A 15,320-nucleotide genomic window follows, 5' to 3' on the forward strand; every position below is an offset into this window, starting at 1 on the left:
TATATAATTTGTTATTAGTACAAAACCCCTTCTTCATATTGACCATTACTACCCTCATAAAAATCTTATACTCCTCGCAAAAAATCTAAGTATACAATAAAAACTTATAAGTATACTTTTATAAAACTCAAATTACTAAAAATTAACCCTAAAAACATCTAAGTATACTTATAAAAATCTAATCACACCCTTACAATAAATAAACTGTGTTCCTTACTTTTACTCTAAAGTGTATAATTATATTAATGTTTAGACTCAATTTTTTCAAAAAAACAAAAAGAAAAACCAACCTAATACCCCTACTACTCTCAATGTTAATCCTAATGAATTCATTTTGCTTAGCTCTTTCCTAATAAAATCTCTCAATATTAAACATAAATTATTAGGAATAATAATGTCAACTGATATCCCTCTTACTCACTTAAATCATAAAAATATATTTATTGCAAAAAAAATAAAAACTCTATTATTTATAGAGCAAATGATACTTTAGAATTTACAAAATATACTTTAATTGTTACTAATGCTATTAAAAGCTTAATAAATAATACAAAACTACCAATCCAAGCATGGAAATTAAATAAATTATTACACAAATTCTTTGACTTTAAAATCACAACTAAAGATTTACACAATATTTATACTTTAATCCTTCATAAAAGAAAAGTCTTTATAAATAATCCTACTCTATTTAATAGCAAAGTATTTGATTATAAAAATAGTCACATAGCTCTTGTTAACAAACCTACAATCCAAAATATAGAAAAAAAACTAAAACATATACACTCTTTTGATATTATTAAAATTAACCATCATAATTTAAACTACTATAAAAACTCTAGATCTCGTTTTAAAAAGCTCATTGCTTCTATAATAGAAGAATTCTTTTTTAGCAATACACACTCTACACACAATCATACAATTCATAAACTCAAAACTCATATTAATCTACGTCTAAAAGAAATGGAAATTTCTTACAAATCTACCTATAAATATCAATTAGAAATTCTTTCTAACGTCTTCAGAAATTGAAATGGAGACTAAAAAATATAAAAACTATTTAATTTACCTAAACTTTAAAGCTTAATATCAAATAGTACAAAACTCAACAACAAAAATTTTACTAGCTCTAACTTTACAACAGATAACACTCTTTATAATAAGCTATAGGCAAATTAAATAATATTACTACAACATACATTGCAAAAAAATACACATAAAAATCTTTATTTTTTTACTTCCAAGATCTATGACAGTAGACATATTGATATTTTCTAAACTAAAATTTATACTAAAATACACTAATTAAAGTTATATATAATCGAATACAAAATTCGTACTAATTTACATTTAAAAATGTAGTAAATTTATATATTTCAATCTTAACAAATTATTATATATAAATATGCAAATTTAAAGTAAATAAAATATCATTTTTTATTTAAAATATTTAAAAATCGATGCTGAAAATACTTTCTTATCTCCTCACTGTACTAAACACTTCTGTACTATTAGCTACTATTCTAATATCTTGAAATACATCCTAGAATAACTTTAAATAGTATAATTGCTCACATTGTTTTATTCACTATATGATGTACATTAAATACATATTCAAAAGAGAGGATTACTTCATGATTACTAATTTTTTTAAAAAATTTTTATTTATTTCACTCCTAACTACTTTAGGGGCTACAGAAAATGAAAACTCAACAGTCTTAATAGAACAAAATTTAACTGAATTAGAAAATATTCAAAATGATAACGAAAATACACAACATAATCACAGTCTAAATCTTAACGAAGAACTATTATTACAAAATGATGATAGAAAAGAAATCAAATTTATTGAAGCTCAAAAAATAGGAGAAAATGCTGACCTCATTTTTAATATAATAGAAACTGCTACAAATAACTACAACAAAATAACTAAAGATAACAAAAAAATTGAAAAGTCAGACCAAGAAGGAATGAAAACTGCATTTGACAAAATCATACTCGACAATAACAAACCACTAAGCCAGAATACAAACAAAATATATAGAGAAGCATTATACTTATCTTTAGATTGGGACATAAATACCCTAAAAAATTTCAAAGAACAACTTATCTTCTCAATAGAAAAAGTAAAAACCACGCACTTACATACACAAATGGTAAAAATAGGAATTAACATCCAAATATACTCTGAAATAGCATTATATACAGTTTGTTGCAACAGTAAAACAAAAAATAACCTTTATAATAAAAAATTAACCACTGAAGATTTAAAAAATATAAAAACCCAAATTGATGAAATTATGACCCTAAGGAAACAATGGCAAGCGCTTATAAATAAAAATAATTATATCGGATTCTTTCACAATGAGTTACTTAAAGAAGCTAAGGAAGTACTTAATAACATAAAAACAATAAATACAGAAATCCAAACAATTCTAAAAGATAAAAAATCATAAACTTTAACTTAAATACAGTTTAACAAACAAAGGAAAAAAAATATATATTTTTTTCCTTTGTTACTTTACATCAACCTAAGCAAACTAATTAAAGACTAGTTTATACTAAATACAATATATGTTTACATTTTTTCCAATAGAAATACTAATCTATATAAAATAGCAAATATAAAAAATATTAACTTTAATATAAAAAAATCTAATTGGATTTACACTTTTTAAAACTAATTTACTTGATTTAAATCTACTTATTTAATAATGAAGACACTATTGACATTAATGTTAACAATATTCCTACATTAAGGATAATGATTGTTCCAAGCATCCAATTATGTAAATTTAATGTGCCTTTAAGTTCTGAAATTGACTTATCTATCTTTACATTTAAGTTGCTCTCAATAATATTAATTTTATTATTAAGCTCTATCTTATTAATTCCCATATCTTTTCTAACAAGAAAAACCTCATTACCTACAGAAATGATATCTGTTTTTAATTCAATCCTTACATTATCTATCTTATTATCAAGCTCAACATTAACTTCCTTAATATCAGATTTTAAGCTTACCCCTACCTTTTCCAGCTTAAGATGAAAATTATTTTCAACAGTATTTATCGTCCACCAAGATCTTTTATATCGGATTTTAATTCCATCTTAATAAGCTCAAGATCCTTATAAGTTAGCTCATTTTTATAATACCTATAATACAAATCATCAGCAATATCTCTATTAATCCCAGCTTTAATTAGTTCAGCTAAAACCATTTGCTGTGTAATTACTCTTCACGGATGGCCCATAAAGTAATCCCCTTATGTAAAATTATATAATATTTTAAATGTTATAGGAACTTATCTTAATAAAATACATCCAGTGAATCATCATAGGTCTTTCCATCAGGTCTGTACTTATACACTATAAAATATAATAAACTTGCTACTAAAATCTCTTCTAAAAACACAAATTACCATTTAAAATATATAAATATATTTTAAAAAATCCCAATTGCCCACTTATACATCCTTATTAATTGTTTACCTTAAACTTTATATAAATCGATGACAAATTCAGTCAATATACAAGTAAAAAACATATATTGATCTAAAAAATAGATAGTTGACCAAAAATATGAATTAATACATATTTTTCCAAAACATAAATATTGTTTTTATAACAATATTTATTAGCTTGTACTAATTAACAGTAATATTGATTCTACATTTTACTGCCAGATTAATGTTAAATAGTATTTATAGCTCTTAAATATCCTATTACTTACAAATAATATCTTTTTACTGTATATTCATATGTAATGAGATTTACATAACAATTGCTCAAACCATTACCACTCGTAAAATGGTTCTAAATAAACTCATCAAAACCGATATTAATAAAGATATTGCTGCTAATTTATATTAAAAATACGATAAAAATGAATATAATCATATTCACAAAAGATGTGGAATACTTAGAGAGCACCTTTAACCTCAAGATCTAAATGTTAGAGAATTCAACTTAACCCGAGATTATATCAACTAAAACTGATCTGGATAACAACATTGAAAACGACTTAAATGCAAGAATCAATACTATTTAATATTTGATTTAAACTTTGAATTATGGTTAATAGTTATTAGACGTACAAATAAAATTTTTATCACAACAACTACTTTCATATATCTTTTTTTTAAAAAGAAAAGTTTACTTTCTAACAATAATTAAGTTATAATAAATGTTGGAAATTCATCTAAAGGAGTTTTATATGATGGAAACAAAAAAGCCTACAAATAAATATCAACACAAATTAATCGTTTTAATATCTACGTTAAATTACATGAACTTTAAATTTAAAAAATACACTCAAAGTGACATCCTTTATTATTTTAATAATAATATTAAAAAAAACAGTCAAAAGCCTGCTAAAATTAAAACACTACAAAACTATTTATATAAGTTAGAAAAAATATTTAAAATCACAATTAATTATTACAGACATTTGGGTGTCAACATGGGCACTGAAATTAATTATATACTCAAATATCCTAAAAAAGAATGTTACCATATCATCAATAAATATTTTAAAGAGAAAAAAGAGACAAGACATAAAAATCGTGTTAATGCATATCTTAAAAAGAATTGCATTAAAAATAGCAGTGTAAAAAAAGAGGAGTGTTATTATAATTACTATAATAATAAAAAAGAAGAAAAAAACAAAACAAAATACATAGAAAAATTACAAATCAAAAAATATGCTAGAAAATGCAACTTTAAATCAAACACTTTCTTTTCTATTTTAGACTTAAAACTAGAAAAAAATGCTACAATTGAAATATTAAAAATTCTTAAAAGAACCGAAAATTTAATTCAAAATGATATATACAAAAAAAAGGATGATATTAAAATAAGAAAAAGTAAAACTATAAATAAAAGACTAGAATTAAATAGGATACTTTCTGAAATATTTATTGGTTTAAAAAATAAAGGATATGATGAAAAACAACTAACAGTTCAAATTCAAAACATATATAATCATTATAAAAATAAACCTCACTTCATTATAGAAAATAACAAATACGATGATTTAGAAAAAATCATAAAAAAACTTAAAAAGTCAATAACAAATACTGAATCAACTAAAAAAAAGGATGAGAGAGAAGTTAAAAATAATGTGTTTAGTATACTTCTTGATCAGTTTAAGCATAAAATAGATATACAAATCTTAAAAGATTACTTAAATAAACAAGACAAGTTGGAATATAATAAGCTATTCAATAGCCATTATTATTATGAACTTTTAAGCATTATAAATAGTAATATAAATTACTTAAAATCAGGAAAATTTGAAAATATTACCAGTTAAGGATTAAGCATGGATAATATATTAGAACGTCTCAAAAAAAAGAAATTAGAAATTAAAGTGAAAAAGGATAGGCCTATTTTCATAAAAATAGAGAGTAAAAACAACAGGACAATATATCATACAAAAATTATGAATGATTTATATATATTTGGAATTCATAGAAGACAAAAAAACAAATTCTTTATTTCGTTTAGAGAACTATTTAACCAAGACAAAATAAAAGCACTTAATCTTTTTTCTATAAGATACAATGATAAATTCTTAGGTATTTTCTATGGTTATAGAAAACCAGTACAGAATGTTGTAAAAAAATATGAGGAAAACGGCATTTTGAAAATGTCTACGTTTTCGAAAGTTTATTACATAGAGTTTAGATTTAAAAAAGGAAGTGTTTGTTGTTATATTAAAGGACTTGCTCGTTTACTAAAAAAAGAAAAGATTGATACGAAATATTATAAATCTTTAGTTGAAAAATTCACAAGTCTAGAAAAACAAGTATATGAGTTTTATGATAAAAAGTTAACAGATGGGAGTCTTATAAAAAAATGGATAGAAAAAAAACTACAATAATCACCATTGCATCTATTAAAGGTGGTGTTGGAAAAAGTATGATATCCATCGTATTTAGTTACCTCTTAAAAGATATGGATAAAAAAATATTATTAATAGATTTGGATCCACAAAATAGTTTAACTAGTTATTTTTTAAAATATATAAAAAATATTAACGATAATAATGTTTATTATCTCTTAAAAAGAGAACAAAAAGTTGTTTTTGACAAATTTTTGAACCGGATTAATGATAATATGTACATAGTTCCATCGCATCCAATTCTATGTAAATTTGAAAAAGAGAATATTCTTTACAAAGAACTTATATTAGAGTTTTATTTTGATAAAAATTTATCTAATTATAATTTTGATTATGTAATAATTGATACACCACCTAGTTTAAGTTCTTTAATATATAATGCCCTAAATGTTACAGATAAAGTTGTAGTGCCTATTCAAACTGAAAGATGGGCAGTAGAATCATTTCCTATATTGATGGATGAAATAAGAGAAGTTGAAATGATCAGAAAAAAAAATATAGAAGTGTCGATAATAGAAAATCAATTTATCAAAAATAGAAATACTTTCAAGGACATTGAAAAGCTTTTGAGTATAGAATACAACAATTTTATTAAGGGTAGGGTTCATTTTTCTAACGGTATTAAAGTTTTTATTAATGAATTAAGAGAACCTAATAGTCAAGAAATATTTTACACAGAGATAAAGAGTGCACTGGAGAGTATACTTTAAAAAAAGTCTGCCGGCAGACTTTTTTTAAAGATAATAAAAATTTAGGAGTTTTGAATGGTAGGGTCAAGAACAAAAGAAATTATTTTAAATACTAGGAAAAGTAGTATTCAATACTTTGAGAATGAAGAACTTGAATATAGAAGTTATAAGGATCAATTGCGTAGGATTGTGATACATGATATTGATAATAAAATCAAAACAATGCAGATTCTTCATCAAATAAGAGGAAAAAAACTTTATCTTATTGACGGTTACAAAAAATTTGAAGATTTTTTATCAGAATTCATAATATCTAGAAGTCAAGCTTTTCTATACTTAAAAATCTATAAAAAAGTATTAGATGGGAGCGTAAGTATAGAAGATATTAAGCAAAAGGGATTTAAAAGTGTTTATAGAGATGTGGTGAATTTAGCAACGGGAAGTAAGTCTTCAAAACTAAGTTCTATAAAACCATTAAAATTGCAACTTAAGAATCAAGAAAGTTATGATTTTTATAAAAAAAATGTAAAACTTACAGAATTTATATTAGATAAACTTTTTTCAGATGAAAAAAAAATATTAAAAAAATTAGTAAATGAATTTAACAGTTTAAAGGGCTAAGTATGAAAGGTGTTAGTGAATAATTTAGCATATATAATATACAGAATAAAAGCTTTAAAGAATGGGCTTTTTAAATAAGGTTTTTATTGAAATAACAACGATATTCATTTTAACTTATATTGACAATTATGATTTTAAAGTTTTAATGAAAAAAGTGAACTTATTAAAATATCAAATGATTAACATATCAAAAATTTTACTTAAAGCAATAAAAAGTAATCATTCAATACTACTAAAAAATTTTAAAATAAGAAATTATATCTTATTTGATTGATATAATTATCAATAACTATGTTAGTTATTATAGAAATAATAATTAAATTTTTTATGAACCAAAAGAGTTTTCATTAATCAATGTTGATTTTATTTTAAATTCGGTGTATATTATTTATCAGTAGTGCTATTCATTTTAGGACTACCTTTAGATGATCGGTTTCTAATAGCCTTTAGAGCTTGATTAACAATTCTACTAAGAATTGTTAATCAAGCTCTAAGATTTTTGTATTTTTATGTATTGATTTGGTCCAAAATCAGTAAAAAGTGAAAAAGGGTAGTAATTTTGCAGTTATCGTTAGAGTATTACATATTTTATTAAGCCAATAATGGCTGCTTTTGTTAAGGGAATTAAAACAATAATTGACGTGGTGTTAAAAGATAAGGGAAATGCAGATATGAATAAAACTGACTAAAATCAAAGAGAATATAAGTAATTTGTGCATTACTATTCCTTTTTTGTAATAATGGGATAGAAGAACTTGAGAAGAAAAATACTTTTTCTGACTCTCTTGTCAAAATAGGACATGGATTTCAAGAGATTTTTGGTTCCTTTGGGAATGCTCTTGGTGATGCTTTAGGTCTTACTGTAGTAAAATTTGGTGATAATAAAAGTGCAGTTGGGAAACACCTTGATAAGGTAAAAAAAGGATTAGAAAATACTAAGAATAAATTAAAAGAGCTCTCAGGTAAGATATCTGAAACAAAGAATGCTGATACTAAAGGTGTTGAAGATGCAATTAAAAACTCAAGTGGTGTTTTTGAAAAACTAATTGAATCTGTAACTAAACTTGTTGGTGCTACTAGTGGTGACACTGATGATATTGGCCATAATGCTGCTCCTGCTGCTGCACCAGCTAATAGAGATAATGTTGAAGCTTTTATCTCAGGAGTTAAAGAAATAATTAAGACTGCCACTGCCTCTGGTGTAAAGATTGAGGACAGTAAGGGTAAAGAAGGTAGTCCTGTAGAAAAAATTCTGATTCTCCAACTGCTATGCTTGGTGGCGTTACTGTAACTGCTGCTGGTACTGTTGCTAAGTTGGCTGGTGAAGTATCTCAAGCTGATCCGTGGGCAATGATTGATAAGATTAAAAATGCTACAACTAAAAATGATACTGCCTCAGCTGATAATGATAATGCTGAACATGGTGCTAATGCTGTTGGAAATAATGGTGCTACCGCAGCGAACAAGGCAGACTTTGCAGCAGCTGTTGCACTTAAGTCTATGATTAAGAATGGCAAATTGAATGCTAATGCTGGTGACATTAGTGCGGTTAAAGCTGTAGCAACAATTGCTGTAAATAAGGTTTTGGGAACACTTGATTTGATAATTAGAAAAACAGTAGAAAGCAAGCTAGAGGAAGCAAGAAAAGCAGTTAAGGAATAGGGAAAGATGAGGCACGTAATATATGAAAATTAGAATAAAAAGAATTTGTGCAACATTATTTATCTCTCTATTCCTTTCTTGTAATAATGGAATAGAAGAACTTGAGAAGAGAAATCACTTCTTATCTTCACTTGCTAATTTAGGTAATGACTTCTTGGATGTTTTCACTTCTTTTGGTGATATGGCTACTGATGCGTTTGGTATTAAAGCTGAGACTAAAAAAAGCGATATAGTAAATTATTTCACTGCTATTGCGACAACTATGAAAACAGTTAAAGAAAAACTAAATGTTATTATGGCTGAAAATGGTAATTATGAAAAGGTAAAAGGAAGGGTTAATGCATTTATTCAAACTATAGAAAAAATTGAGAAAGGAGCAATAGCAGCTGCTAGTGGCATTAAAGATGCTAATGGTAATTTAGGAGATATAGGAAAATCTTCTAATAGTAGTAAAGGAGGAGATGCAATTAGTGTTGGAAGCTTAGTTAAAAGAATAAAAACTATTGTGGAAGTGGTACTTAAAGAAGGTGATGGAGAAAAAGATATAACTGATCCTTTTGCTAAAGATAAGCAGAAAATAGGAAAATTATTTGGGGATAGTACTGGTAATGGAGCAGAAGAGAAACCTATAGCGGCGGGAGCATCTATGGGTGCAGTGAGTGGGGCTTATATGCTAAAAGCTATAGCTAAGTCTAGTGATAAAGTTGTTGATGTTAAAGTAAAGAGCAAATATATTACCCATTGTGATCATCGGTAAAAAAAATGTATTAATTATACCCACCTGTTTGAATAAACTATCCCCAACCCTAACATAAAAAGTGATGAGAGTCATCTTTGGGTTCGATATAAGAACATTAATTATTCCAAATAGTCTTGAATAAATCTTCTGAATAATACACCCTTAAATTTTTATTTAATCTACTAACGTTTGCTTTTTAAGCTTAAATACTCTTTTTATTAAATCGCCTTTTATTAAAATAAATGTACTATTTAATTTAAAATGTTATATAATAGTTAAATAAGGAGATTCTTATGGGATATGCACAACCTGTGATTACACAACAAATGGTTATAGCTGAACTGATTAAAGCTGGGATTAATAGAGACATTGCTGCTGACCTTTCTTTTAGATATTATCATAATGAGCTTACTTATAAAGATATTGAGTATCTTAAAGAGAATTTTGACATAAAATTAAAACATTTAGAAGATAAGCTTAGTAATATTAAAGATGATCTTGATAGCAAAATTGATACTGTTGAGAATAATCTAAATATAAAGATAGACATTGTTAGAAATGAATTAAAATCAGATATTGCGTTTATTAGCAATGAGATTTCTCTCGTTAGAAAAGATATGGAGATTAATAAGATAGAACTTAAAAAAGATATATCTAATTTAGAAAAGAATAATAAATGGATATTTAGTTTAACCTTTGCATTATGGTTAACAATACTTGGTGGTTTTATAGCCTTAATACTTAAATAATTTTCATTTAAGTAATTCCCTTATTTAATTGTTTATATATCAGTTGTTTTCTTATCCAAATCAATAAATCTTTTCGTTAAAGATCATTACAAAAACTTATTGCATTTTATTTAGTATCTGCAGGGTTAATATATCTATATTTTTGGTTTTTATTTATATTTAGCCTTTTTAAAGGAAAAGGGTTCACGTAATATATGAAAATAAATATTAAAAATATTAGAGTAAGAAGTATTTGTGCAACATTATTTATCTCTCTATTCCTTTCTTGTAATAATGGAATAGAAGACCTTCAAAAGGAAAAAGATTTCTTATCCTCACTTGCTAATTTAGGCAAGGGCTTCTTAGATGTTTTTGTATCATTTGGTGATATGGTTACAGATACATTGGATATTAAAGCAGATACTAAAAAGGAAGATATAGGTAAGTATTTTATTAATATTGAAAAAACTATGATATCAGTTAAAGAGAAGTTGCAAGCTGAAGTTGCTAAGAATGGTTATGAAAAGGTTAAAGCAGTTGTTGATAAGTTTATTATTGACGTATTAGACAAAATTGCAGAAGGCTCTAAAAAAGCAGCAATCGGAGTTGGAGATGCCGGTGTTATTAGTAATGCTTCTGAATCTAGTGGCCAGGAAGCTGAACCTGCACAAGCTGAAAGCGTTAACGCACTTGTTAAAGGAATTAAGACAATGGTTAGTGTGGTTTTGAAAGATGGTGAGGGTAGTGCAGAGGCTACTAAAACAACGCAGAATGAAAACAAGGAAATTGGCAAGTTGTTTGGTCAGAAATCTGCTGCTACTGAAACCGTAGCAGCAGCTAGTGCATCAGTAGGAGCAGTGAGTGGTGCTGATATATTGCGGGCCATTGCTAAGTCTGGTGATGTTTCTGGGACTCCTGTTATTACTTCAGCACAAGATGCAGCAAGTATTGCTGTTGCTCAAAAACAAAATACTCAGACTCTTAATGTAGCAAAGAAATATGCTGTTATTGCAGCAGGTATAGCATTAAGGGTAATGGCTAAAGGGGGTCAATTTGCTGCTAATAATGATAAGAAAGTTGTTCATGCAGTAAATGGCGCGGCAGCTAGTGCAGTAAGTAAAACATTAAGTACTCTAATAATTGCAATAAGAAATACTGTTGATAGTGGTTTAAAAAAGATAAATGATGCTCTTGCTACAGTTACACAAGAAGATCATTCCGTAGCAGTTATTAAAACAGCAGAAGCAACATCTAGTACACAGCAGTAAAAGATTATTAATAAAAAAAGTTAATGCTAAAGAATAAAGTCATTTAAGGAAAACAGTTTTCTATATGAGGGTTGTTTTCCTTTGTTTGTTTATCTCCTTTATTTAAAAGGTAGGGAAAAGGGTACACGTAATATATGAAAATAAATATTAAAAATATTAGTATAAAAAGTATTTGTGCAATATTATTTATCTCTCTATTCCTTTCTTGTAATAATGGGATAGAAGAACTTGAAAAGCAAAGGGATTCTATATCCTCTATATCTAAGTTAAGACAAGACTTCTTAGATATTTTTACTTCTTTTGGAGATATGTTTACAGATGCATTGGGTATTAAAGTTGATACTAAAAAATCAGAAATTGGTGGTTATTTTACTCAAATAGCAGAGACTATGAAAAAAGTTAAAGAGAAATTGACATCTGAAGTTGCTAAAAATGAGAATTATGCAAAGATAGAGACCGTTGTTAACGAATTGGTTAAAACTATAGAAAAAATTGGGGAAGGAGCGAAAATTGTTGGTAATGCTATTGGTACTGAAGGTGTTGAACTGATTGGTAATGTTATTTCTGCTAATGTTAGTGCTCCTGCTGCTAAAGGTGATACTGGTGACGTTAATAAACTAAATAGACTAATAGAGGGAATGAAAGGTATAATAGAGGTGGTACTTGGAAATGTAGGTAACCATGATGCTGGTGATACCAATAAGGCTCAGACTGGTAGCGCAAGGGCTGATGATGGGGCAGTGAAATTATTTGATGGAACTACTGGACCTGATTCGAATGCTAAAACAGTGGCAGCTGATGCAGCTAAAGCTGTTGGATCTGTAACTGGTGCTGATATATTACAAGCTATGGTTAAAAATGATGTTGCAGCTAAATTGGCTAAAAATAATGCAGCTATTGCTAGTGTAGCAAGTAATGCTAAAGATAGTACTATATCAGGAGCTATAGCACTAAGGGCAATGGCCAAAGGTGGTCAATTTGCTAATGGTAATAGTGGTAATGATGTTACTGATACAGTGAAGGGAGTAGCAGTAAGTGCAATAACTAAGGCATTAAATACATTAGCTGTAGCAATAAGAAAAACAATTGATGCAGGACTTAAAAAAGTTCAAGAAGCTATGAAACTTGGTGCTAATGCGACTTCTTTAACTGCTGATACGGGCGCTTCAAAGCCTCAGGGCAAATAATCAAAGATTGAATAAGAATATACATAAATTAAATAGTAAAAGTTATTTTAGGAAAACATTTCTCTTGTATAGGAATTGTTTTCCTTTGTTTGTTTAGCCTTTTTGTTTAAAGGGGAGGTAAAAGGAGGCGAGTAATATATGAAAATAAATATTAAAAATATAAATATAAAAAGTATTTGTGCAACATTATTTATCTCTCTTGTCCTTTCTTGTAATAGTGGAGTAATAGAAGAACTTCAGAAACAAAGGGATTCTATACTCTCTATTTCTAATTTAATACAAGGATTCTTAGATATTTTTGCTTCTTTTGGTAATATGTTTACTGATTCTTTTGATATTAAAGTAACTACAACTAAGCAACAGGTAGGAGACTATTTTATTGGTCTATGAAAGAAGCTTGGAAAAACATTAGATGAGTTAGAAAAGGTAGCAGTGAAAGCAACAGGAGAGGTGGATAAAGATGGCCTATTAAACAAGTCAATTAGAGAATCAGTTGAGGCTGATAAGGCTACTTTAAGCACATTAAAAACAAATTTAGATTTGTTAGGAACAGTGGGTGATTCTAAGTCAGTAGGTGATGCAACAGATACTCAAACAAAAGGAACAGCAGCAAATGATGGTTCATTAAGAAACTTATATAGAGCATTAAAAGAAATAGTGAATATAGCTACGACAAGTGCAGGTGTTAAACCATTAGAAGCAGGCAATATAACATTGAATTCAGGTAATCAGGATGGAGCCAAGATATTGCCTACAACTGGTAATCCAGATGCAAATTCTGCAGGTAAAGCAGCAGCAATACTAGCAAGTGTAAGTGGTAATGAGATGCTAGCATCAATAGTTGTATCGCAAGAAAATCATGTTAAGGCAGTAGGTACTGCAAGTGGCACTACAATTCCATTGGAATTTGCAATGGGCGGAACAAATACTGAGCTGAATAAAGCGGAGGCTAAAGCAGCTGCAGTTAGCAGGAGGGATAGCATTACGATCGTTAGTTAAAGATGGGATACTAGCAGCCGGAGCAAGTAAGGGAGTTGGTACACAGGGAGGAAAAGAGGGAGTACAAGGAATAGGAATAACAGCTGTAAATAAGTTATTAGTAGCAGTAAAAGATATAATTAAAAAGACAGTAAAGAATGTTCTTGAAAAAGTAAAAGTAGAAATAGATAAAGCAAGAGAGCCAAAAGAACCAATTGCAGAATCAAGTAACAATCGGCAAGATAAGCCAAATTAAGAGGATAAATAGTTGGATATTAGATTATTAAATTAAAGAACGAGATTAAAAGGCAAGTTTAGATATTCGTCTAGGTTGCCTTCTATTTGTATTCAGCCTCTTTAGTAAAAGGATAGGGAAGAAAGGGGCACGTAATATATGAAAATAAATATTAAAAATATTAAAGTAAGAAGTATTTGTGTAACATTATTTATCTCTTTATTTCTTTCTTGTAATAATGGAATAGAAGAACTTGAAAAACAAAGGGATTTTATACTCTCTATATCTAATTTAAGACAAAGCTTTTTAGATATTTTTACTTCTTTTGGAGATTCACTTGGTGGTGTTTTAGGCTTTAAGTCTGAAACTAAAAAGTCTGAGATTGGAGATTATTTTAAAACAGTAAAAGAAACTGTAGAAGGAATTAAGGGTAAGCTTAATACAATTGTTACTGATATGAAAAATGAGAATAACTCTAATGCTTCTGGGACAGAAGCTGCTGTAGCAGCTTTAAATAAAAAACTTGATCAGATAATTCAAGGTGCTAAGACTGTTAGCGATGCTATTAGTTCTGCTAGTGATCCAATTGCTAATGTTGCTACTGGAGATGCTTCGGGTATTGCTGGTGGGGAAGTTGATAATTTAGTAAAAGGAATTAAATCAATTGTAGAAGTTGTACTTAAAGAAGGTAAACCTGATGCTGGTACCGAGAACAAAGCAGATGATCTTGGAGCAAGGACCGGAAATGGTGAGGGTGAAGCAGGGAAACTGTTTGATGATAGTTCTAATGCTGGTAGTTCTCCTAAGAAGGCAGCAGCTGATGCAGCAAAAGCTGTTGGAGCAGTAACTGGGGCTGATATCTTAAAAGCGATTTCTCAAGGTGATAATGGTGATGCTGCAAAGTTAGCTAAACACAATAATAGTAATGGTAATGCTGGTAATAGTAAGAATGATGCAGTTATAGCAGGAGGAATAGCATTAAGAGCTATGGCTAAGGGTGGTAAATTTGCTAATGGTAGTAGTGCTGATGTTTCTACTTCAGTGAGAAGAGTAGCAGTAAGTGCAGTAACTAAGGCATTAAATGCATTAACTATAGCAATAAAGAAAACAATTGATGAGGGACTTAAAACTGTTAAAGAAGCAATAAAAATTGAGCCTAATGATACTCCTTTAATTTCTGATAAGGATGGTTCTGAAGCTAAAAGTTAAGAATTAATAAAGAATATATAACTAAATAATAAAGTTATTAAAGGGAAACAGTTCTCTTCATGAGGTAGAGTTGTTTCTCTTTTATTTATGTCTAATCTT

The 15,320-nt window shown here is 27.9% G+C and carries 13 protein-coding genes and 2 pseudogenes; 13 read left to right on the forward strand and 2 right to left on the reverse strand.

From position 1 onward, the window contains the following. Positions 1–1,634: 1,634 nt before the first annotated feature. Positions 1,635–2,456 carry a CRASP family complement regulator-acquiring lipoprotein gene (locus bcCo53_RS08075; protein ID WP_025408595.1) on the forward strand — a complete coding sequence of 274 codons (822 nt, stop codon included), beginning with the start codon at positions 1,635–1,637 and terminating at the stop codon, positions 2,454–2,456. Positions 2,457–2,700: 244 nt separating this feature from the next. Here the strand turns inward: bcCo53_RS08075 and bcCo53_RS08865 are convergent, their stop codons facing one another. Next, positions 2,701–2,898 carry a hypothetical protein gene (locus bcCo53_RS08865; protein WP_025408594.1) on the reverse strand — a complete coding sequence of 66 codons (198 nt, stop codon included), beginning with the start codon at positions 2,896–2,898 and terminating at the stop codon, positions 2,701–2,703. Between the two features lie 170 nt (positions 2,899–3,068). Further along, positions 3,069–3,221 (reverse strand): Bdr family repetitive protein, encoded by a 153-nt coding sequence (gene bdr, locus bcCo53_RS08870; RefSeq protein WP_338390677.1) that lies wholly within the window; start codon positions 3,219–3,221, stop codon positions 3,069–3,071. 995 nt (positions 3,222–4,216) lie between these two features. Here bdr (bcCo53_RS08870) and bcCo53_RS08085 point away from each other — a divergent pair. The 12 genes and pseudogenes from bcCo53_RS08085 to bcCo53_RS08135 all read left to right on the forward strand — a co-directional run bounded on the left by bcCo53_RS08085 (position 4,217) and on the right by bcCo53_RS08135 (position 15,221). Beyond that, the gene (locus bcCo53_RS08085; RefSeq protein WP_028328220.1) at positions 4,217–5,314 is read left to right on the forward strand and encodes a plasmid maintenance protein; all 1,098 of its coding nucleotides are present in this window, start codon (positions 4,217–4,219) and stop codon (positions 5,312–5,314) included. A gap of 9 nt (positions 5,315–5,323) precedes the next feature. Further along, a complete protein-coding gene (locus bcCo53_RS08090) occupies positions 5,324–5,884 on the forward strand; it encodes a DUF226 domain-containing protein (protein ID WP_025408593.1) in 561 nt (186 codons plus the stop codon). Continuing rightward, on the forward strand, positions 5,860–6,615 hold the full coding sequence (locus bcCo53_RS08095; RefSeq protein WP_028328219.1) for a ParA family protein: 756 nt from the start codon (positions 5,860–5,862) through the stop codon (positions 6,613–6,615). Before bcCo53_RS08090 ends, bcCo53_RS08095 begins: the two co-directional genes overlap by 25 nt. A 54-nt stretch (positions 6,616–6,669) precedes the next feature. Continuing rightward, a complete protein-coding gene (locus tag bcCo53_RS08100; RefSeq protein WP_025408592.1) occupies positions 6,670–7,215 on the forward strand; it encodes a chromosome replication/partitioning protein in 546 nt (181 codons plus the stop codon). A gap of 814 nt (positions 7,216–8,029) precedes the next feature. Then, a complete protein-coding gene (locus bcCo53_RS08825) occupies positions 8,030–8,506 on the forward strand; it encodes a variable large family protein (protein WP_277813759.1) in 477 nt (158 codons plus the stop codon). Next, complete coding sequence (locus bcCo53_RS08830) at positions 8,485–8,877, forward strand: variable large family protein (RefSeq protein WP_051428613.1); 393 nt, start codon at positions 8,485–8,487, stop codon at positions 8,875–8,877. The genes bcCo53_RS08825 and bcCo53_RS08830 overlap by 22 nt, the downstream gene beginning before the upstream one ends. 22 nt (positions 8,878–8,899) lie before the next feature. After that, positions 8,900–9,595 (forward strand): annotated as a pseudogene (locus bcCo53_RS08110) (variable large family protein); the annotation flags it as partial. 314 nt (positions 9,596–9,909) lie between these two features. Beyond that, the gene (bdr, locus tag bcCo53_RS08115) at positions 9,910–10,365 is read left to right on the forward strand and encodes a Bdr family repetitive protein (protein WP_025408588.1); all 456 of its coding nucleotides are present in this window, start codon (positions 9,910–9,912) and stop codon (positions 10,363–10,365) included. A 194-nt stretch (positions 10,366–10,559) separates the two neighbouring features. Next, positions 10,560–11,612 (forward strand): variable large family protein, encoded by a 1,053-nt coding sequence (locus tag bcCo53_RS08120; protein WP_025408587.1) that lies wholly within the window; start codon positions 10,560–10,562, stop codon positions 11,610–11,612. 134 nt (positions 11,613–11,746) lie between these two features. Further along, a complete protein-coding gene (locus tag bcCo53_RS08125) occupies positions 11,747–12,799 on the forward strand; it encodes a variable large family protein (RefSeq protein WP_025408586.1) in 1,053 nt (350 codons plus the stop codon). Between the two features lie 138 nt (positions 12,800–12,937). Continuing rightward, positions 12,938–14,033 (forward strand): annotated as a pseudogene (locus tag bcCo53_RS08945) (variable large family protein). A 138-nt stretch (positions 14,034–14,171) separates the two neighbouring features. Further along, positions 14,172–15,221, forward strand: a complete 1,050-nt coding sequence (locus tag bcCo53_RS08135; protein ID WP_025408585.1) for a variable large family protein — start codon at positions 14,172–14,174, stop codon at positions 15,219–15,221. Positions 15,222–15,320: the final 99 nt, after the last annotated feature.

This window comes from Borrelia coriaceae (assembly GCF_023035295.1).
Taxonomy (GTDB): Bacteria; Spirochaetota; Spirochaetia; order Borreliales; family Borreliaceae; genus Borrelia; species Borrelia coriaceae.